At 70.5% G+C, this 19,595-nt stretch carries 21 protein-coding genes; 11 read left to right on the top strand and 10 right to left on the bottom strand.

The features are described 5' to 3' along the window. Nucleotides 1-16: 16 nt before the first annotated feature. From GBA65_RS00975 to GBA65_RS01005, 7 genes are all read right to left on the bottom strand, one after another. Entirely contained in the window at nt 17-928 is a 912-nt protein-coding gene (locus tag GBA65_RS00975) for a pseudouridine-5'-phosphate glycosidase (RefSeq protein ID WP_166394988.1), read from the bottom strand. Nucleotides 929-941: 13 nt separating this feature from the next. After that, nucleotides 942-1,211 carry a hypothetical protein gene (locus GBA65_RS00980; RefSeq protein WP_166394989.1) on the bottom strand — a complete coding sequence of 90 codons (270 nt, stop codon included), beginning with the start codon at nt 1,209-1,211 and terminating at the stop codon, nt 942-944. Nucleotides 1,212-1,296: 85 nt separating this feature from the next. Further along, nucleotides 1,297-2,235 (bottom strand): NAD-dependent epimerase/dehydratase family protein, encoded by a 939-nt coding sequence (locus GBA65_RS00985; protein WP_166394990.1) that lies wholly within the window; start codon nt 2,233-2,235, stop codon nt 1,297-1,299. Continuing rightward, nucleotides 2,232-2,813, bottom strand: coding sequence for a cupin domain-containing protein (locus GBA65_RS00990; RefSeq protein WP_166394991.1), 582 nt, complete (start codon nt 2,811-2,813; stop codon nt 2,232-2,234). The genes GBA65_RS00985 and GBA65_RS00990 overlap by 4 nt, the downstream gene beginning before the upstream one ends. Beyond that, on the bottom strand, nt 2,810-3,607 hold the full coding sequence (locus GBA65_RS00995) for a DUF4386 family protein (RefSeq protein WP_166394992.1): 798 nt from the start codon (nt 3,605-3,607) through the stop codon (nt 2,810-2,812). The genes GBA65_RS00990 and GBA65_RS00995 overlap by 4 nt, the downstream gene beginning before the upstream one ends. A gap of 11 nt (nt 3,608-3,618) precedes the next feature. After that, the gene (locus GBA65_RS01000; RefSeq protein ID WP_166394993.1) at nt 3,619-3,960 is read right to left on the bottom strand and encodes a hypothetical protein; all 342 of its coding nucleotides are present in this window, start codon (nt 3,958-3,960) and stop codon (nt 3,619-3,621) included. 219 nt (nt 3,961-4,179) lie between these two features. Next, nucleotides 4,180-5,034 carry a MerR family transcriptional regulator gene (locus tag GBA65_RS01005; protein WP_166394994.1) on the bottom strand — a complete coding sequence of 285 codons (855 nt, stop codon included), beginning with the start codon at nt 5,032-5,034 and terminating at the stop codon, nt 4,180-4,182. Between the two features lie 122 nt (nt 5,035-5,156). Between GBA65_RS01005 and mutS the strand changes: the two genes are divergently transcribed. The 4 genes from mutS (at nt 5,157) to mutL (ending at nt 9,778) form a co-directional block, all read left to right on the top strand. Continuing rightward, complete coding sequence (gene mutS / locus GBA65_RS01010) at nt 5,157-7,517, top strand: DNA mismatch repair protein MutS (protein ID WP_166394995.1); 2,361 nt, start codon at nt 5,157-5,159, stop codon at nt 7,515-7,517. 66 nt (nt 7,518-7,583) lie between these two features. Then, nucleotides 7,584-7,736, top strand: coding sequence for a hypothetical protein (locus GBA65_RS01015; RefSeq protein ID WP_166394996.1), 153 nt, complete (start codon nt 7,584-7,586; stop codon nt 7,734-7,736). Nucleotides 7,737-7,742: 6 nt separating this feature from the next. Further along, the gene (locus GBA65_RS01020) at nt 7,743-8,177 is read left to right on the top strand and encodes a type II toxin-antitoxin system VapC family toxin (RefSeq protein ID WP_166394997.1); all 435 of its coding nucleotides are present in this window, start codon (nt 7,743-7,745) and stop codon (nt 8,175-8,177) included. Continuing rightward, on the top strand, nt 8,174-9,778 hold the full coding sequence (gene mutL, locus GBA65_RS01025) for a DNA mismatch repair endonuclease MutL (RefSeq protein WP_166394998.1): 1,605 nt from the start codon (nt 8,174-8,176) through the stop codon (nt 9,776-9,778). The genes GBA65_RS01020 and mutL overlap by 4 nt, the downstream gene beginning before the upstream one ends. Here the strand turns inward: mutL and GBA65_RS01030 are convergent. Next, nucleotides 9,775-9,933: a hypothetical protein gene (locus tag GBA65_RS01030; RefSeq protein WP_166394999.1), complete on the bottom strand. Its 159-nt coding sequence runs from the start codon at nt 9,931-9,933 to the stop codon at nt 9,775-9,777. The two genes, mutL and GBA65_RS01030, sit on opposite strands and share 4 nt — an antisense overlap. Before the next feature lie 85 nt (nt 9,934-10,018). Here GBA65_RS01030 and ggt point away from each other — a divergent pair, with 85 nt between their 5' ends. The 3 genes from ggt (at nt 10,019) to GBA65_RS01045 (ending at nt 12,681) form a co-directional block, all read left to right on the top strand. Next, nucleotides 10,019-11,647, top strand: a complete 1,629-nt coding sequence (gene ggt, locus GBA65_RS01035; protein ID WP_166395000.1) for a gamma-glutamyltransferase — start codon at nt 10,019-10,021, stop codon at nt 11,645-11,647. A 130-nt stretch (nt 11,648-11,777) separates the two neighbouring features. Then, the gene (locus tag GBA65_RS01040; protein WP_166395001.1) at nt 11,778-12,161 is read left to right on the top strand and encodes a calcium-binding protein; all 384 of its coding nucleotides are present in this window, start codon (nt 11,778-11,780) and stop codon (nt 12,159-12,161) included. A gap of 337 nt (nt 12,162-12,498) precedes the next feature. Beyond that, a complete protein-coding gene (locus GBA65_RS01045; RefSeq protein ID WP_166395002.1) occupies nt 12,499-12,681 on the top strand; it encodes a hypothetical protein in 183 nt (60 codons plus the stop codon). 9 nt (nt 12,682-12,690) lie between these two features. On the opposite strand, the gene GBA65_RS01050 is transcribed toward GBA65_RS01045, so the two are convergent. Then, nucleotides 12,691-13,350 carry an adenylate kinase family protein gene (locus GBA65_RS01050; protein WP_166395003.1) on the bottom strand — a complete coding sequence of 220 codons (660 nt, stop codon included), beginning with the start codon at nt 13,348-13,350 and terminating at the stop codon, nt 12,691-12,693. Nucleotides 13,351-13,609: 259 nt separating this feature from the next. On the opposite strand from GBA65_RS01050, the gene queF reads away from it, so the two are divergent. Continuing rightward, on the top strand, nt 13,610-13,921 hold the full coding sequence (gene queF, locus GBA65_RS01055; RefSeq protein ID WP_166395004.1) for a preQ(1) synthase: 312 nt from the start codon (nt 13,610-13,612) through the stop codon (nt 13,919-13,921). A gap of 86 nt (nt 13,922-14,007) precedes the next feature. Next, a complete protein-coding gene (locus GBA65_RS01060; protein ID WP_207956031.1) occupies nt 14,008-14,655 on the top strand; it encodes a LysE family translocator in 648 nt (215 codons plus the stop codon). A 55-nt stretch (nt 14,656-14,710) separates the two neighbouring features. On the opposite strand, the gene GBA65_RS01065 is transcribed toward GBA65_RS01060, so the two are convergent. Beyond that, entirely contained in the window at nt 14,711-15,400 is a 690-nt protein-coding gene (locus tag GBA65_RS01065) for a PRC-barrel domain-containing protein (protein ID WP_166395005.1), read from the bottom strand. Nucleotides 15,401-15,765: 365 nt separating this feature from the next. Here GBA65_RS01065 and GBA65_RS01070 point away from each other — a divergent pair, with 365 nt between their 5' ends. Both GBA65_RS01070 and GBA65_RS01075 read left to right on the top strand, forming a co-directional pair. Next, nucleotides 15,766-18,348 carry an ATP-dependent Clp protease ATP-binding subunit gene (locus GBA65_RS01070; RefSeq protein ID WP_166398263.1) on the top strand — a complete coding sequence of 861 codons (2,583 nt, stop codon included), beginning with the start codon at nt 15,766-15,768 and terminating at the stop codon, nt 18,346-18,348. Between the two features lie 287 nt (nt 18,349-18,635). Next, nucleotides 18,636-19,580, top strand: a complete 945-nt coding sequence (locus tag GBA65_RS01075; RefSeq protein ID WP_166395006.1) for a DoxX protein — start codon at nt 18,636-18,638, stop codon at nt 19,578-19,580. Nucleotides 19,581-19,595: the final 15 nt, after the last annotated feature.

Raw genomic sequence — 19,595 nt, forward strand, 5'->3', positions numbered from 1 at the left:
GGGCGCTCTCAGGACCCTACCCGCCTTCGAGCGCCGCCAGGGCAGCGGCTATGCGGGCGGCGAGACGGGCGTTGTTCAGGATGATCCTCTTGTTGACCTCCAGGCTCTCCCCGCCGGTCTCCTCGCGGAACCTGCTGAGAAGGAACGGCGTGACCTCCTTGCCGCGCACGCCTCCTTCGCGGAGGCCTTCGAGCCCGGAGCGCAGGGCCTTCTCGTGCAGGACCGGGTCGAGCTGCTCCGCCTCCGGGAGGGGGTTCGCGACGAGCATCCCGCCCGTCCCCAGGTCTCCGAGGGCCCGAACGGCCCGGGCGGCCTCCTCCTCGCTCTCCAGGGACCAGTCGAGAGGGCAGCCGGAGTTCGTCAGGTAGAAGCCGGGGAAGCGCGTGGTGCGAAAGCCCGCTACCGGCACGCCGAGCGTCTCCAGCGCCTCCAGCGTCGCCGGCACGTCGAGGATGGACTTGACCCCCGCGCAGACGACGGCGACCGGCGTCCGGGCCAGTTCGGCGAGGTCGGCCGAGACGTCCCACGAGTCGCGCGCCCCGCGGTGCACCCCGCCGAGGCCCCCGGTGGCGAAGATCCTCACGCCGGCCCTCGCGGCCAGGAACGCCGTCGCGGCGACCGTCGTCGCGCCGTGGCTCCCCTTCGCGGAGGCGAACGGCAGGTCCCGCGTCGAGAGCTTCGGGATGTCGTCCTCGTAGGCCAAGGTCTCCAGGTCCCCCTCGCCGAGACCGACCCTCGGGACGCCCCCGATCACGCCGACCGTCGCGGGGACCGCGCCCTCCTCGCGGACGATCCCCTCGGCCTCGAGGGCGAGCGCGAGGTTGTCCGGGCGGGGGAGGCCGTGCGAGATCAGGGTGGACTCCAGCGCCACCACCGCCCCGCCCCGCGCGAGCGCGCCCGCGACCTCCTCCCGGACCTCCACGCCCAAGCCGCCCCTACCTCTAACGGTTCGGTGAGATCTGGATCTTCACGCGCTCGACGCTCGACCAGGGGAGGAACTCGTACCCCCCCGGATCCCCGCTCGGGTCGCGAACGTCCAGCAGGATCCCGGCCGCGTCCCGGTCGCAGACGTAGCCCGAGACGTCGTAGCCGCTCCTGACGGTCACCGAGACGAAGCCGCCGCGCCCGAAGGCCTCCCCCAGCTCCGGGCTCCCGCTCCGCAGCCCTTGAGCATCGCCCCTGGAGCTCTCCTTGAACGTCTCCCTGTCCAACGCGCCTCTCCTCTTCGGTCGTCGTCCCCCGGCACAGCCCGGAGCCCCCGCAATACTACCCCGGATTCCGCCCCCGACGCGCCGCCTAGCGCCCCCTGAACCAGGCGACGGTGCGGGCGACGGCCTCCTCGTGCGGGGTCGCCTCGAAGGGGCCGAAGACGCGCCGGTACTTGGAGGCGTCGGCGGCGAAGGGCTCCTCGAACTGGTACGCGGTCTCGACGAGCTCGCGGAGGAAGGGCGAGAAGACGCCGAGAAAGCGCAGGACCGTCGTCGAGGTCACGCTCGTCTTCGCCGGTCTGCCTGCCTCGGCGAAGACGAGCTCCAGAAAGCGACGGCCCGTGATCGGGGCTTCGGCCGGCAAATGCCAGACCTCGCCGTCGGCCTCCTCGCTCTCCCCCAGGGTGACGAGCGCCCGGGCCATGTCGGGCAGGTAGTTGAACTGGTGGGGCACGTCGAGGGAGGCGGGCCACCGCACCGTCTTCCCGTTCAGAGCCGCCGCGAAGACGGTCTCGCCGGCGATGGTACCCGTCCCCCCGGGGCCGTAGTAGTCCGAAGAGCGGCCGATGGCGGCGCGCACCCTGCCGGAGCGGTGGGCGTCGAGCAGCCCTTCGGCCATTATGGCGCGGACCCTGCCCTTCTTGCCGCTCGCCCGCTGCGGGGTCTTCTCCGTCATGGGTTGGGGGCTGCCGGCGCCGTACATGTAGAGGTTGTCGGCGAAGACGAGCTTGGCCCCCGCCCGCGCGGCGCCCTCGATCACGGCGTCGGTCATGGGGGGAAACTCCTCGCGCCACCGCGTGTAGGCGGGCTGGGCGGCGTGGTAGACGACTGCGGCCCCCGCCGAAGCGGCCCGGGCGCCCTCCGGGGTCGAGACGTCGGCCCGGAAGCCTTCGGCGCCATCGGGGGCACCGCCTCCGCGGCTGACGGCTCGCACCCGACGACCGCGCCCCACAAGCTCCGAGACGATGGCCGAGCCCGTGCCGCCGCTCGCGCCGAGGACGACGTGCAGCCCTTCGTGGTCGGTCATGCCGGCCCCCTTCCGTCGTTCGTTGGTCCGTCGCCGTAATCGGGGTAACTGGCCCGGTAGCCGAGCAGGCGGCCGAGGAGCGCCAGCGGCGGCAGGAGCAGCTTCTGCAAGGGGATCGGGGGACCGGCGAGCCAGTTCTCGTACTCGACCGCTATGGGGGCCATCATGAGGGGGCTGGGGACGCGGTCCCGGACGAGGAGGCCGTCCCGCTGCAGGCCGAAGACCGTCTCGAAGAACCCCTCCGAGTTCAGGGCCGGCCGGAGCTCGACCACGTGGTGCAGCACCTCGCCCGTCCGGGTTGCGTTCCAGAACGTGTGGGGCGTGCCGGGCGGCACCACGACCTCCTCGCCCGCCTCCAGGACTCCCTCCTCTTCGCCCGACCGGACGCCCATCCTCCCGGAGAGGACCACGAACCGCTCCTCCTGGCGGCCGTGGACGTGGGCCGGGACCGGTGCGTGGTCCGGCCGGACGAACTGCTCGAAGCGCAAGAGCTCGCCGTTCGTGTCGGCCGCCGTCTGCAAGAAGACGAGCTTCGTGTCGGGGCTCTCGATCTCCTTGCCGGCGTGGGCCACGGTCACGCCCCCCGGCGGATGCGACGGAGGCGGAGCCCGAGTACGACGGCGAGGGCGAGCATCCAGATCAGGAGCACGTTCCCGCCGACGACCGCGAACAGCGACCCTACCTCCAGCCCGGCCACCGAGACGAGACCCGGGAGCAGCAGGGCGGCGGCCAGTAGACCAAGCCACCCCAGCCACCGCGGGAAGCGCCCCGAGCGCAGCATCGCCACCGAGGTCAGGCCCACCCACGCCGCACCCGTCAGCGCCACCCCCAGAAGCTCGCCGACCCCGCCGGCGTACTCGTTGAACGACGTGTAGGCCACCTCCACGGCCTCGCGGGTAGCGCCGCTCGTGGCGGGGTCGAGATAGACCTCCGCGAGCACCGGCATCAGGAAGAGCCAACGCACGATGCCGAGCGCCCTCGCGAGGGCGCTGATCGCGCCCACCGCCGCCGCCACCGCCAGCAGCGGCGAGGAGGCCCCGCGCCGCCCGAGCGCGAAGTACAGCAGCACCGAGAGCGGGAGGATGAGCAGCGAGTACTCCAGGTAGGCGCCGTAGCCCAGTACCATCGCGCCCCTCTGCTCGGCCACGAGGGGCAGGTTCACGCTCGCCGGCTCGTCCAGCGACGACGGCCAGTTTATGGAGGAGCTCAGCACGAAGAACGCCGCGTACATCAACAGGGGCTCGAGGACGAGCAGTGCCACCGTCCACCGCAGCAGGCCGTTCCCCCTCCCCCCGGTCTCCTCACCCGCCCGGCTCGCCTCCGTCATCACCGTCATCCCGATGCTCCTCTCCCGCCGATCTTCGCCGTCCACGCGCCGGTCCCTCAGAACTCGGGTCGGAAGCCCGCCCGTTCGCACGCCTGGGCGGGCTCGTGGACCACGAGTGCCCGTCCCGAGAGCTCCCGCCAGTCCCACCGCTGCTGAAACACCTCGAAGCCGACCATCCCGGTCGTGCAGTTCACGTACAGGTCGACCACGTAGCCGTCCTTGAAGAAGCCCTCTTCGGTTACGTGGGCCGCCCCCCAGTCGATGGGTTCGCCGGTGTAGTCGGTGTAGGGCGGCTCGTCTCCGCCGCTCGTCCGGTCGAAGGAGAGCCCGTCGGCGACGAGCCCAGCCGCCAGCGCCGCCAGCAGCACGAACCCCGCCACCGCCAGCGCCCGGACCACCCACCTGCCGAACCTCGTGAACCGACCCCCTCGCTCACCTTGCCCGCCCTCGCCGTAACCGCCACCGCCAAGCTCCCTTCTCCCGCCTCCGACGATCCATTCTCCTCGCACCACAAAGCATCGACCCTCACGCAGCGTGAGGGTCAAGGGGTGAGGGAAATTTTTTGGAAACGCTTTCTAGGGCGCCGCGTTCGGTGTCTGGGGCCGGGGTCTCGCTCCCTAGATCCCCTGGACCGGCAGCTGGATCTCGACGAGGACCGAGCCGACGTTGGAGGGGTCGGCGCGGAAGAGTTCGTTCTCGCGCCCGTAGAGGTGCAGCTCGCGGTACGGCCCGGCCGGCGCGTAGCCGTTGGCCCCGACCCAGGAGAAGAGCGCGGTGACCGCCTGCGGGATCTCCCACGCGCTGCCCCGGTGCACGACGCTCGCCATCTCCGGGACGGCGGGCAACTCGCGGAAGGTCAGCCCGTCCGCGCCGGGGGGCGTTTCGGGGGATGTGTCCACGGCCACGGCCGCCTCCATGTCTATGTCCCGGTCGAGGTACTCGACGGCATGGTAGAGGGCGTACTCCGGGTCCTTCGGCTGGATGCGGAGCCGCTCCAGCCCGTCGTAGAGCTCGTCGTAGAGGTCGCAGCGGCAGGCCGGCATGTCGTCGAGCGTCGGCACCGTCGCGCGGGTAGAAGCCACCGTCCGGGGCGCGGTCTTCTTCAGCACGACCTCGTAGGGTGACGGACGGCCTTCCCGCTCGATCTGCTTCAGGCGCGCCTCGACCCGCATCAGGCGCGTCCGTCCCTCCGTGAGCTGGCGCTCGATCTCGGCCTGCTTGAGCATGAGCATCCCGCGCAGCTTCTCGGCGGGCACTTCGTCGGCGAGAACCTGCGAGATCTGGTCGAGCGAGAAGCCCAGGTCCTTCAGGGCCAGGATGCGGTTGAGGCGCGGCAGCTGCTCGACGGAGTAGAAGCGGTAGCCGGTCCAGTCGTCGATCCTGGCGGGCTTCAAGAGCCCACGCTCGTCGTAGTGGTGCAGCGTCCGCACCGACACCTGGCCGAGCTGCGAGAAGTCCCCGATCTTGAACACCAGCCACCTCCCGGCCGCAAGCCACTCTGTGTGCCGGACCCGACGTTGCACCCGCGTCTACGCACGGCGACGCCGGATGTTTCGGGGCTGACGGGTCGGGGATCGGGCCGTAGAATACCCGTATGCTCGGACGCCACGCGGAACTCAAGGCCCAGTTGCCGCCCGGAACGATCCTCTTCTACCAGGTCGGCACGTTCTTCGAGACGTTCGAGGAGGACGCCAAGAAGATCTCTCAGGCCCTCTCCATCCGCCTCACGAGCCGCGAGGCGTCGGGCTACGCCGGGGGCCGCGTCCCGCTCGCGGGCGTCCCCGCCCACGCCCTCCAGGAGCACCTCGCGACCCTCATCCGCAAGGGTCACTCCGTCGCGGTCGCCGAGCAGCGCCAGCACCCGACGAAGCCCAAGCAGTTCACGCGCGAGGTCACCCGCATCCTGACCCCCGGCACGGTGATCGAGGACAACGTCCTCCCCGCCGGGGAGTCCAACTACCTCGCGGCGGTCCTGGTGCGCGACGGGACCGCGGGCCTCGCCGTCGTGGAGGCCTCGACGGGCGAGTTCACGGGGACGGAGGTCCCCGAGGAGGAGCTCGCCGCCGAGCTCGAGCGGTGGTCCCCGCGCGAGATGGTCGTCCCCGAGCGGACCGCCGCCGAGGACCTGCCCAAGATCCGGGCGACCTTCAGCCCGGCCCCGCGGTGGACCTTCGAGCCCTCCGCCGGCGAGCAGGCCGTGAAGCGCCACTTCGGAGTCTCGAGCCTGAAGGGGTACGGCCTCGACGGCAGGCCCGCGCTCGTCGGGGCGGCGGGGGCGCTGTTGCAGTACCTCGCGTCTTTACGCGGCGGGAGCCCGCCCGAGCAGATCGTGACCTTCAGGCCCTACTCGCCCGGATCGTCGATGGTCCTCGACGCCGCGACGAGGCGCAACCTCGGGCTGGAGGAGCTTATAGGGGCGATAGACCGGACCAGGACACCGATGGGGCAGCGGGCGTTGAGGCGCTGGATCGAGCGACCCCTGTTGGAGGTCGAGCGCATCGAGCAGCGCCTGGAGGCCGTCGACGCCCTGGCGGCCGACTATATGCTCCGCGAAGAGGCCCGCGAGAGCCTCTCGCGCATCCCCGACGTCGAGCGGATCGCGACCAGGATAGTGCGCCTCTCCGCCTCCCCGAACGATCTGCTCTCCCTGAGGGGCGCCCTCGACGCCATCGGCCCCCTGAAGGAGACGCTCGGGCCCGCCGCGGGGGAGGGCGGGCTGCTGGCGCGGGTGCTCGGGGCGATGGAGGAGCCGCCGGGGGTGAGGGAGCTCATTACGGCCGCGATCTCCGAGGAGGAGGGCGAGATCATCCGCGCCGGCTACTCCCAAGGGCTCGACGAGGCCCGCGAGTTCCGCGACGGCGCCCACGACTGGCTGACACGCTTTGAGGCCGACGAGCGCCTCAAGACCGGCCTGAAGAGCTTGAAGGTCGGCTACCGCGACGGCGAGGGCTACTTTATAGAGATCGCGGGGAGGGAGGCCGGGTCGGTCCCGGAGCACTACCAGCACCGCAAGGCTCTCAAGAACAACGCCCGCTACGTCACCACCGAGCTCAAGGAGCACGAATCCAGGATGCTCGGGGCGCGCGACGAGGTCGAGCGGTTGGAGAAGGCGATCCTCGCGGAGGTCCGGTCGGCCGTCAAGGAGGCCGCCCCCGGGCTCCAGCGCGTGGCCAGGGCCGTCGCCGTCGTCGACGTCGTCGCCTCCTTCGCGTCGAGCGCCTCCGAGCTCCGGTACTGCCGCCCGACCCTCACCCGCGAGCGGGGCCTGCGCGTCGTCGACGGGCGCCATCCCGTCGTAGAGCACGGCCTCGAGACGCCGTTCGTCCCCAACGACTCCGAGATAGACGGGGACTCGCGGCTCCAGATCATCACCGGCCCCAACATGGCCGGAAAGTCCGTCTACCTCAGGCAGGTCGCGATCATCGCCCTCCTGGCCCAGGTCGGCTCCTACGTCCCCGCCGACGAGGCGACGCTGGGGGTGGTCGACAGGATCTTTACGAGAGTAGGGGCCGAGGACCGGCTCGCGAGCGGGGAGTCGACGTTCATGGTCGAGATGACGGAGGCCGCGAGCATCCTCAACTCGGCGACGGAGCGGAGCCTCGTGATCCTGGACGAGGTAGGGCGCGGCACCTCGACCTACGACGGGATGAGCCTCGCCTGGGCGATCGCCGAGTTTCTCCACGACGACGTCCAATCTCTCACCCTCTTCGCGACCCACTACCACGAGCTCACGCGCCTCGCCGAGCTCCTCCCCGGCTGCAAAAACTACAAGGCGGCGGTCGAGGAGGTCGGGGACGAGATCGTCTTCCTCCACCGCATAGAGCCTGGCGCGGAGTCCTCCTCCTACGGCGTCCACGTCGCCCGCCTCGCCGGTCTCCCCAAGGGCGTCACCGACCGCGCCACAGAGATACTGACCCGCCTGGAGGCCGAAGGGGTACAGAACTTCGCCGGTTAGGAGACTACCCACGGGTGTTAGGATTGATGCATGGAGATGCCGAAGACGCGCGGAGAGCGCCGAAAGTTGATCAAGAAGCTCGCCAGCTCGGGGAAACCGGAGGACATCAGGCCGGGCACCGGCAAGATCCCGGACGAGTTCTGGACGATGCCCCGTCCGAAGGACCCGGAGGGGTTGTTGCTAAAGGCCCTTCTGGAGGATCGAAGAGAAGGCCGCTAGCGCTCCTTGAAGTTCTGGGATGGCTCGGCGACGGTGCCGCTACTCTCGCAGGAGACGCCCTCATCTACCGTAACGGCCCTGCTGCGAGCCGACGGCGGCGTTGTCGCGTGGCGGGGTACGTGGACGGAGTGCGCCGTAGCCATCAGCCGCTTGAGGCGCGAGGGTACGTTGAGTCCGGAGGGTGAAGAGGGGGCGCGAGCGGTACTGGACCTTCTCGCCGGCACCTGGATCGAGGTCGAACCTGCCAGAGACCTACGCTTGCTCGCCTCCCTGCTCTCGCGCGACTACCCTTTGAAAGCCGCTGATGCCCTTCAACTTGCCGCGGCTCTACGCTGGTGCGAAGGGAACACGATCGGCGCAGAGTTCGTGTGTTTGGACAAGCAGTTACGCCGCGCGGCCTTGGAGGAGGGCTTCGACGTGCTGCCCGAGGAGACCGTTTGAAGCTCTTCCCGCGCGTCGTCTCCGAGGCCGAAGCTCCTTACGGTGCTCCCACGAGCAAGGTCCGCGTCCTGCCGCCGGAGGTGGCGCACAGGATCGCCGCGGGCGAGGTCATAGAGCGTCCGGCCTCGGCGGTGAAGGAGCTCGTGGAGAACGCCCTGGACGCGGGGGCGACGCGGGTGGAGGTCGAGATCGAGGGGGGAGGGACGCGGCTTTTGCGCGTCCGCGACGACGGCTCGGGGATGACACCTGAGGACGCCGAGCGCGCCGTCGCCCGGCACGCGACGAGCAAGATCGAAACGGCCGAGGACCTCGCCGTGGTCGCCTCCCTGGGCTTCCGGGGCGAGGCCCTGCACGCCATCTCCGCCGTCTCCTCCCTTACCCTCACGACGGGCCGGCCGGGCGCCCCCCACGGCACCCGGGTACGCGTGGTCGCGGGCGGACCGGCTAGCTCCTCCTCGGCCTCCCACCCCGCCGGCACGACGGTGGAGGCGCGCGACCTGTTCTTGAACCTGCCGGTGCGCCGGGGCTTCCTCGGGACGGAGAGGGCCGAGGCGAACGCGGTCGCCTCCGTCGTCGAGGCCCTGGCCGTGAGCCGTCCTGAGGTGGGCTTCTTTCTCCGGTCGGAGGGGCGGGGGCTCCTGGCGCTGCCCGCCGCCGCGGATCTGCGGGAGAGGGTGGCGCAGGTGCACGGGCTAGCGCTCGCGCGGGGCCTCGTCGCGCTCGGTGGGCCGGGCGAGCTCGTGTGGGGGCTGGTCAGCCCGCTCTCCGTGAGCTTCCCGACGCGCCGCTACCTGCACGTCGCGGTGAACGGCCGGGTGGTGGACACGGACTCCTTCGCTCCGGCGGTCTCCAAGGCCTACGCGGACCTGCTGCCCAAGGGGCGCCACCCCGCCGCGTTCCTGCGCCTCGATCTCGGCCCCGGCGAGGTGGACGTGAACGTGCATCCGGCGAAGAGCGCGGTGCGCCTGAGGGGCGGGCGCTCGGCCTACCCGCTGGTCGTCGGCGCCATCCGCGCCGCCGTCTCCCCGGAGCGCGAGGGGGGAGGGGACGCCCCGCCGGAGGAGAGGGCCGGGGGCCTCGCCCCGATCGGACAGTTCGCGGGCCGGTGCATCGTCGCCGAGGAGGGCGACGAGCTTATCGTCCTGGACCAGCACGGGGCCCACGAGCGCATCCTCTACGAGAAGCTGCAGGGGACCCTGCGCGGCACCCCGAAGGAGCTTCCTTCTCCGGTCGTCGTCCGGCTCTCGCCGGAGCTCGCCCCCGAGGTGTGGAACTTCGAGGCCGAGCTCGAGGCCCTGGGGTTCGCCGTCGAGCCGTTCGGGTCCGGCGCGGTGCGCGTGCTGGCGCTGCCGGAGGGGATGGGCGATGCGGAGGGGGCCCTGCTCGGCGCGGTCGAGGCGCTCGCGGGCGGGGAGGACCTCGCCAAGGCCCTCGCCTGCCGCGGCTCCACGAAGTTCGGGGAGAACCTCTCGCGGGCGGAGATGGAGGCGCTCCTCGAAGAGTGGGCGGCCTGCGAGTTCAGGGAGATCTGCCCCCACGGCCGCCCGATCGTCAAGCGCGTCACGCTCGCGGAGCTTCTCCGCGAGTTCGGCCGGGTCTAGTCCTCGTCGACGAGGGTCTGGCCCAGGTTCAGGATCGTCGGGGCCCAGAGGCCGACAAAGATCGCCAGGTTCTGGCGCCCGCTCCGGTAGAACGAGATCGAGACCAGGATCGAGGCGAGCGTGGCCCCGATGTAGATTGCCTTGCCCGTACCCATGCTTTTTCCTCCTTCGGTTTCTTCCACCGTCGATCCCTATACTAGGCACCCGCCAAGCCTGCAAACCGTAAGAGGGGTGACAAACGTGTTCCCAGGAGAAGGCGCCTCCGTCCCGACCACCCGTCGCCCCGACGGCGGCGGACGCTCGACGGTCTTCGGCATCCGGGGCGCGGTCGCCTGCGAGCACCCCCGGGCCGCCCTCGCCGGCATAAGGGCCCTCGACGCTGGGGGGAACGCCGCCGACGCGTGCGTCGCGATGGCCGCGTGCCTCGCCGTCCTCGCCCCCATGACCACCGGGATGGGCGGCGACGCCTTCCTGCTCTTCTACGAAGCCCGGAAGGATGGCCCGGGCCGGGTCCTCGGCGCGTCCGGCGCGGGGGGTGCCCCGCGCGCGGCGACGATCGAGGGGCTCCGCGACCTCGGGCTGAGCGAGATGCCCGTGCGCGGCGGCCCGACCGTCACCGTCCCCGGGGCCGTCCGGCTCTGGGAGGACGCCGCGAACCGCCTGGGCAGGATGCCGCTCGCGGCGCTGCTCGAGCCGGCGCGCGAGCTCTCCGAGTCCGGATTCCCGGTCTCCGAGGTCGTCGCCCGCTACTGGGAGGCCGGCGAGGGGCTGATGAGCGGGAGCGAGGCCGCGGCGTCCGCCTTCCTGCCGGAGGGCCGGGCCCCGAGGACCGGGGAGATCTTCCGGCAGCCGGACCTCGCCCGGACGATCGCCGCGGTCATCGAGGGCGGGGCCGACGCCTTCTACGGCGGCGAGGTCGCCCGCAGCATCGCGCGCTCCGTCGGGGAGGCGGGCGGCCTGCTCTCCGAGGCGGACCTCGCGGTCCACGAGACTCTCTGGGTCGAGCCCATCTCCACGGACTACCGGGGCACGAGGGTGTACGAGATCCCGCCGCCCGGCCAGGGGATAGCGGCGCTCCAGATCCTCAACGTCCTTGAGGGCTTCGACATGCGCTCCCTCGACCCGTTGGGGGCGGAGCGCGCCCACCTCGAGGTCGAGGCGAAGAAGCTCGCCTTCCGGGACCTCCACGAGAAGATCGGCGACCCCGCTCTCGCCGAGGTGCCGACCGGCGAGCTCCTCTCCGAGGGGTACGCGGCCGGCCTGCGGGCCCGCATCGACCCCTCCCGCGCCGGCCCCTCCGTCTCGCCCGCCCTCGGGGACGACACGGCGTACCTCTGCGCCGTGGACGAGGAGGGCAACGCCTGCTCGTTTATCAACAGCTTGTACATGGGCTTCGGGAGCGGCGTCGTCGCCGGGGGGACCGGCGTCGCGCTCCAGAACAGGGGCACCTCGTTCCGGCTGGACGAGGGCCACCCGAACGCCCTCGCCCCCGGTAAGCGTCCCCTGCACACGATCATCCCGGGCCTGATGACGCGCGACGGGGACCTCTGTGCCGTCTTCGGCAACATGGGCGGCCCGATGCAGCCGCAGGGCCACGCCCGGATCGTCGGCAACCTCGTCGACCACGGCATGGACCCCCAGGAGGCCGTGGACCACCCGCGCCACTTCCACAACGACGGCGTGCTCCTCCTGGAGGGACGCTTCCCGCGGGAGGAGGTCGAGGCCCTGCGGGGGCTCGGCCACGACGTGGCGGTCGGGCCGGACTACGCCGTCGCGACCGGCGGCGCCCAGCTTATCCGCGTCCTCGAGAACGGCGTGCGCGCCTGCGGCAGCGACCCGCGCAAGGACGGCTGCGCCCTGGCGCAGTAGAGGGACCTTCCGGCGCCCCGGAGCGCCTTCGGCAATTGTTTCGCGAATGGTGCGCGCGAGCTGTATGCAAGCCTTGCTTCTTCGGATATGTTCGAGGGGAAGCGTTCCGGGTCGAAAGGAAGGAGTGGGCGTGAGGAAGACCGTTTTGCTGCTGATGATCGTGGGAGCGATGCTTGCCCTCACGGCGAGCGTGGCGTTCGCCGTGGCGAAGGAGGGCGGGAACGGCGACGATACCCTGAGGGGAACCTCGGGGCGCGACGCGCTAGCCGGAGGGCCCGGTGACGACGTCCTGAGGGGCCTCGGGGGCCGCGACGCGCTCGCCGGAGGCTCCGGCGCGGACGACCTCTTCGGGGGCAGCGGCCGCGACGCGCTGGCCGGCGGCAGGGGCAACGACTTCATCGACGACGGCAACGACGGTGTCGCGGACGCCATCGCGTGCGGCCCCGGGATCGACACGGTCAGGGCCGACGGCGTGGACGAGCTCGAGGACTGCGAGAGGGTTACCCGCCGGTAGCGTCTCACGCTCCGCGAGCATCGCGGCGGGGCCGGGGTCCTTCGGGGCCCCGGCCCTCGTTCGTTGCGTTGAGGGGTGGGGGTCGGCGACCGGGGAGAGAACGGACTGGCCGTGTCCGAACGCCAGGCGTTCGGGGCCACCGTGCGACTTCCCTCCGTGGTCGAGCGCCGGGGTAGAATGCGCGCGAACCAGCGAACGGGGGTAGGCGTGGCGAAGGAGAAGAAGGACAAGGGCAAGAAGAAGGGCCGCGAGGGGGCAAGAAGGAGGAGGTCGCGCAGAACGGATCGGTTGAGGCTGCGGCCCAGGAGCGGCGGGAGCCGGGGCGCCGGAGGCCTGGGTGGGCCGCGGGGTCAAGCTCCGGCACCCGGTCAACCTGAACAGCTCCTTCGCCGTCGGCTCCTCGGCCGGGACGCTCGAGGAGGCGGGCGAGAGGGGCGTGGTCCTGCTGAAGAGGGACCAGCGGTACTTCTACCCCTGGAGCTCCATCTTCTTTATCTCGCTCGACGAGCGGGCGGGGTAGGAGCGGGGGCTACTCCGTCGTCTGCTGCGGCGGGTTGTTGATGGCGTCGAAGATGTCTTCCGTCACCTTCTCGATGGGCTGGCGGGCGTCGATCAGGGCGAGGACACCCCTCTTGCTGTAGTGCTCCTTGAGTTCGTCGGCCTCCTTGCGGTAGGCCGCGATGCGCCGCCTCAGTACGTCCTCCTTGTCGTCCGGGAGACGGACGAACGGGCCGGGGTCCGTCTGCTGCTCGGGGCCCGGCGGCGGGGCGTACTTCTCGTGATAGGTGTAGTTGGTGGTCTTGCTGACGAGGCGTCCGCCGAGGACGCGCTCGACGAGCTCGTCGTCGGTGGGGCCGTCGAGCATGAGCACGCGGCTCGGGCCGCCGTGGCGCTCCTCGAAGGCCGCGTCGAGGGCGCGGGCCTGCGTCATGTTGAGCGGGCAACCGTCCAGGATGAAGCCGCCACCCGGGAAGAGCAGGGGCACCACCAAGCGCATGATGATGTTGTCCGGGACGGGCTCGCCCCGGTCTAGCAGGTCCTTCATCTGCTTGCCCAGCGGCGAGCCCGCCTCGACGTGGTCCCGGATCAGGTCCCCCGTCGAATGGCGGCTGTAGTGCAGACGCCACGAAATGGCCTGGGCCTGCGTCCCCTTGCCCGAGCCGACCGGGCCGATTATTACCAGCTTCATCTCGTCTCCCTCTCTTAAACCTCTGCATGATAACGCCTCGCGCCCCCGCAACCGCCCGGGGGCAAAGTACGTCACCCGATTCTGTCTCTACCCGGGTCGGGCCCCGCGTAAGCCTCCCGAGCACGCCCCACCCGTCGGTTAACATCTGTCGGGTCGTTGCACCGGAGGTCGGAAGGAGCCGTGATGCGGCAGGACGAGAAGGGATTGCTCGGGCGCGAGACCCGGGGGCCGATAGGGCGGAGAGCCTGGAGACGGTGCCGTGGAGCCACCCGGCGCGGACGCGACCGTGGAGTTCACGACGGACGAGCTCACGGCGATCTGCCCGGTCACGGGGCAGCCCGACTTCTACGACCTGAAGCTGAGCTACCGCCCGCGCCTGAAGCTCCTGGAATCCAAGGCGATGAAGCTCTACCTCTGGGGCTTCCGGGACAGGGGCGCCTTCGCCGAGGACCTCGCGGCCACGCTCCTCGAAGATCTCGTCGCCGCCTGCGACCCCGAGGAGATGACCGTCGACCTGACGCAGCAGGTCCGCGGCGGGCTGAAGATCCGTGCCGTGGTCCGGCACGGCTAGCACCCGGCGGAGGAGGGCTCACCGGGCCGCGCACGACCCGCCCCCCGTACCTACAATGTGATGGGCAAGCAGCCGAGCACGCCGAGATGGGAGATCTGATGCCCGACGCCACTACCCTCGTCCTGTTCTTCGTCGCCGCGTCCGTCGTCGCCGTCACGCCGGGCCCGGGCATCTTCTACGTGCTTACGCGCAGCTTGAAGGGCGGACGCGGCGAGGGGATCGCCTCCAGCCTCGGCAACTCGGCCGGCGGGCTCGTCCACGTCGCCGCGGCCTCCCTCGGCCTGTCGGCCGTCTTGATGGCCTCGGCCACGGCGTTCACCGCCGTGAAGATAGCGGGCGGCATCTACCTCGTCTACCTGGGCGTCCGCACGCTGCTGGACCGCGCCGACCACGGGGATGCGCCCGAACCGGCCGCCCCGGCCCGGCGGCACGGAGACGCCTTCCGCCAGGGGGTCGTGGTGGAGGCGTTGAACCCGAAGACTGCCCTGTTCCTCCTCGCCTTCCTGCCGCAATTCGTGGACCCGCAAGGCAACGTCGCCGCCCAGATCCTGCTGCTCGGCTGCCTAAGCGTCTCGCTGAACACGGCGGCGGACCTCGTCGTCGCGTACTTCGCGGGTCCGCTGGGCAGGAGATTGAGGGAGAGCGCCCGCTCGAGGCGCCGGCAACGCCGCTTCACCGGCTGCGCCCTCATAGGGCTGGGCGCTTACGTCGCGGTGGCCGGCGACGAGGGGTAGCGAAACCCGCCTCCACGACGCCTTTCCGCCAGGGGCCTGACAGGCTCGACGCTACCTACCCGACGGTCACGTCCGTCGAATCCACGTCGAGGACGCCGTCGAGGCCCATGATCTCCGCTACCGATTCGTCGAGGTCGTCCTGCGTCGCCGCCCTCCCCGTGAGCTCGACGACGCCGTCTTTCGCGGCGCGAACGTCGAGCTCCGTGCCGTTGACGAGGTCCTCGACGTCGTCCTTCAGGGTCTCGTTGTCTTCGAGGGCGGGGTCGGTCTCCTCCTCGCCGGTCTCCGGGTTTATGTACACGTCGTTGCGCGGGTAGCCGGACTCCGGGGTGGTGGAGCCCTCGTCCTCGTAGCCCGACGCCTCCGACGCCTCCGTGGAGGCCTCCTGCGTGGGGTCGGCGGCCTCGTGAGCGTCGGTCGGGGAGGTCACGAACTGGCCCTCGTGCTCGGCGTCGTCGACGTCGGACTGGCTCGGCGCGTAGCCCTGCGGCTCGACGTCGTCGCCGGCGTGGTCTCCGGGCTCGTCGTCGGAGGCGTCGGCGTCGAAGGCAGCGAAGTCCGCGTCCGGATCGAGCGTAATCTCCGAGATCGGGACCTCCGTCCCCTCCTCCCCGTCGCGCTCGACGAGGACGTGCGTCACCTCTCCCGTCTCCTCGTCGGTGATGACCTCGGAGATCCTGCCCAAGACCTCGGTCCCGTCCGAAGATCTCGCCTCGAGCCCTACAAGCCCCTGCTGCTCTTCCACTCCGCAACCTCCAACCGCGCTCGTAATCGTCCAGAACGTGCTCACGCCACAGGTTACCGCAACACCCCGAGGTCCACGTCGGTCGCCTTGATCTAACGGACAGAGGGTATAAAATATGAGCGTTCCAGACTTAGATGTTCGTGGTTAGGGCATTCGGGGTTACGGGAACAAAACGTGGGAGATTTTTATACGTTTGGGAGGCTTTGAACCCATTGATTTGCGAGAACTGCAATATCAGACCGGCGGGCGTGCAGGTGACGCAGCAGCAGGGTGGCCAGCGGGCCAGCCTTTATTTGTGCATGCAGTGCGCGCGGGAGCTCGGCATGGTCGGGGGCGGCGGTCTCGGCGGGGGCAACCCGTTCGAGATGCTCCAGAACCTCATACAGCAGCAGAGCGGCCAGGGACCGGGGAACTTCTTCGAGGCCCTGAGCGGCGAGGCGCGGGAGGCCGTGATGCGGGCGCGCGAGGCCTCGGCCGGGACGACTCGGACGAACGCCATCGGGACGGACCACCTCCTCGCCGGGATCGTGACCGGCGACAACGTCGCGACGGAGGCCCTCGGGCGGGCCGGCGCGAACGTGGAGGGGATGCGGACCACCTTCGGCGAGCAGCGCGGGGACCCGGGCGACGCCGTCTACACGTTCACGCCCAGCGCGAAGCACGCCCTGCAGCTCGCCTTCCAGGCCGCGAGGCAGATGGGGAGCGGCCAGATCGGCAGCGAGCATCTGCTCCTCGGCCTGCTCGGCGAGGGCGACGGCAACGCGTACCAGATTCTCGCCCGCAACGGCGCCAACGACGCGGAGGCGCTGAGGCGTGAGATCGCGCGGCTCCTCCAGCAGCGCGGCGGCGCGGTCCCCGGCGCCGGCGGCCCGGCCGGTGGCGGCTTCGGCGGCCAGGGCGGCGGCTTCGGCGGGGGCAACTTCGGCGGTGGCGGCGGCGGCTTCGGCGGCCAGGGCGCAGGACAGCCCGGCCAGCAGAGCTCGACGCCGACCCTGGATCAGGTCACCCGCGACCTCACCGAGGCGGCGAGCAACGGCGAGCTCGACCCGGTGATGGGCCGCGCCGAGGAGATAGGGCGCGTCATCCGCATCCTGAGCCGCAGGACAAAGAACAACCCGGTCCTGATCGGCGAGCCGGGGGTCGGCAAGACCGCCATCGCCGAGGGCCTCGCGCAGCGCATCCTCTCGGAGGACGTGCCGGAGAGCCTCAAGGGCAAGCGCGTCCTCGCGCTCGATACCGGCTCGCTCGTCGCGGGCACCCGCTTCCGCGGGGACTTCGAGGAGCGGATGACCCAGATGATCCGGGAGCTCCAGAACGAGGAGAAGAACATCGTCCTGTTCATCGACGAGCTGCACACGATCGTCGGGGCCGGCGGTGCGGACGGCGCGGTCAACGCCTCGAACATGCTCAAGCCGGCGCTCGCGCGCGGCGAGCTGCAGGTCGTCGGCGCGACCACGCTCGACGAGTACCGCAAGCACGTCGAGAAGGACCCCGCGCTCGAGCGCAGGTTCCAGCCCGTGCTCGTGAGCGAGCCGACCGTGGACGAGTCGATCGGGATCCTCTTCGGCCTCAGGGACCGCTACGAGGCGCACCACCGCGTGCACATCTCGGACGACGCGATCATCGCGGCCGCACAGCTCTCCGACCGCTACATCACCGACCGCTACCTGCCGGACAAGGCCATCGACCTCCTCGACGAGGCCGCGGCCGAGGTGAGGCTCCGCGCGACGGTGCCGCCGGTGGACGTGAGGCGCATCGAGGAGGAGATCTCGCAGCTCGAGCGCGAGAAGGACGACGCCGTACGCAGCGAGGACTACGAGAAGGCCGCCGGCTTCAAGCAGCGCATAGAGCAGCTCCGGCAGGAGCTCGACCAGCAGCAGCAGGGCTGGGCCGGCTCCCGCGAGACGAACGCCCCCGAGGTAGACCGCGAGGACATCGCGCGCATCCTAGAGGAGTGGACGGGCGTCCCCGCGACGAACATCGTGCAGGAGGAGGCCGAGCGGCTCCTGAACCTCGAGGCCGTGCTCCACGAGCGCGTCATCGGGCAGGACAAGGCCGTAAGCGCCGTCGCCGAGGCGATCCGCAGGGCACGCGCCGGGATCAAGGACCCCAACCGACCGGTCGGCTCCTTCATCTTCCTCGGGCCCACGGGCGTCGGTAAGACCGAGCTCGCCCGAACGCTCGCCGAGTACCTCTTCGGCGAGGAGGACGCGATGATCCGGATCGACATGAGCGAGTTCCAGGAGCGGCACACCGTCTCCAGGCTCGTCGGGGCGCCTCCGGGCTACGTCGGGTACGAGGAGGCCGGGCAGCTTACGGAGGCCGTGCGTAGGCGGCCGTACAGCGTGGTCCTGTTCGACGAGATCGAGAAGGCCCACCCGGACGTCTTCAACACGATGCTCCAGCTTCTCGACGACGGGCGCCTGACGGACTCGCAGGGTCGGACGGTGAACTTCCAGAACACGGTCATCATCATGACCTCCAACGTCGGGAGCCAGCACCTCGTCTCGACAAAGCAGTTCGGGTTCACCTCGCATGACGGCGTGGACTTCGGGGAGACGCAGCGGCGGGCTATGGATGCCCTCGAGCGGTCCTTCCGGCCGGAGTTCCTCAACCGGATAGACGAGATCATCGTCTTCGAGCCGCTGACCCGCGAGGACGTCCTCAGGATCGTCGACACGATGCTGAACCGGCTCAACAAGCACCTCGAGAGCCAGAAGGTCGCCGTCGAGGTCACCGAGGCGGCCAAGGGCTTCCTCGCCGAGACGGGCTACGACCCGAAGTTCGGGGCGAGGCCGCTGGCGCGGGCGATCCGGCGCTACATCGAGAACCCGCTCTCGAGCCGCATCATCGGCGGCGAGTTCGACCCGGGCGACACGATCATCGTGGACCGCGCCGAGGGCGAGGAGGGCCTGACCTTCCGCACGAAGGTCGCCGCCACCCAGTAAGGTAGACGCAACCACTCGACCCTCCAGGGCCCCCGCACGGGGGCCCTTTTTCTTGCCCCGAGGGGGCCGGCGGTGCCCCCGATCACCGCCGATTCCGGCCTCCGAAACGATAATAGGAGCATAAGCAGCGGCGGGCTCGTCCCCCGCCGCGAGCCCGAAGGAGGTACCGTGATGCGCCGCATAAGCTCCCTGTTTGGTGTCGGTATCCTCGCCGCCGTGCTGCTGGCGGCGACGGGGGATGTGGCCTACGCCCACGTGAAGTGGTTCGAGGAGGCGGCGGAGTACCCTTGCGCTGGGACCTCTTCTTCCGGCCGCTCCCCCTGGCGTTCGTCTCCGCCGTCGTGCTGGTCACGCTCGCGGCCGGTCTGCTGTGGCGGAGGCGGGGGCGCGGCTTCGTGCCCGGCCCCGAGGCGTTCGGCGCGGGGGAGGGGGGGCGGAGCACGCTGTACGGGCTGCTGCCCGCGATCCTCGGGGTCCACGTCGCCGTCCCGCTGCTGTTCAACGGCGTGCAGGGGAACCTCTTCTCGCCGGACAACGTCATGCCGAGCCCCTGGTCGAACTTTCTCGGCCTCTTCGAGACGGGCGTCGCGCTGTCGCTGTTCTACGGCGGCTTCGCCCGGATAGCCGCGGGCGGGCTGGCCGCCCTGTGGCTCGCCGGGGTGCCCCTGCTCGGCCTCCAGCCCATGCTGGACAACGCCCTCTTTCTGGGTTTCGCCGCGTTCTTCTTTCTGGCCGGGCGCGGGCCGGTCTCGGTGGATCGCCTGCTCTTCCCGCGCCTGGAGCCGCCCGAGAGGTTCGCGAGGTACGCCGTCCCCGCCCTGCGCGTCGGCCTGGGCCTGAGCTTCGTCTTCGTCGCGTTCACCGAGAAGTTCGCCAACCTCCCGCTCGCGCAGACCTTCCTCGACCGCTACCCGCTCAACTTCACGGGCGCCCTGGGGCTACCCCTCCCCGACGAGGTGTTTATCCTGTGCGCCGGGTCCGTCGAGCTGATGGTGGGGCTCTTCCTCACGCTCGGCATCTTCCCGCGCGAGACCGTCATCTTCGCCCTCGTCCCCGTCAACCTCACGCTGACCGTCTTCAACTACACCGAGCTTCTGGGGCACCTCCCGATCTACGGCGTTCTCGCCCTGCTCCTGATCTGGGAGCCCGGCCGGAAGAACCTCGCCCTGTGGCTGCGCGGCCTGCGCGAGGGCCCCCGAACCTCCCTCTCGACGGACGACGCCAAGACCTGACCGGGGCCGGGGAGT

Origin of the sequence: Rubrobacter marinus, from assembly GCF_011492965.1 — a bacterium.
Classification (GTDB): Bacteria; Actinomycetota; Rubrobacteria; order Rubrobacterales; family Rubrobacteraceae; genus Rubrobacter_F; species Rubrobacter_F marinus.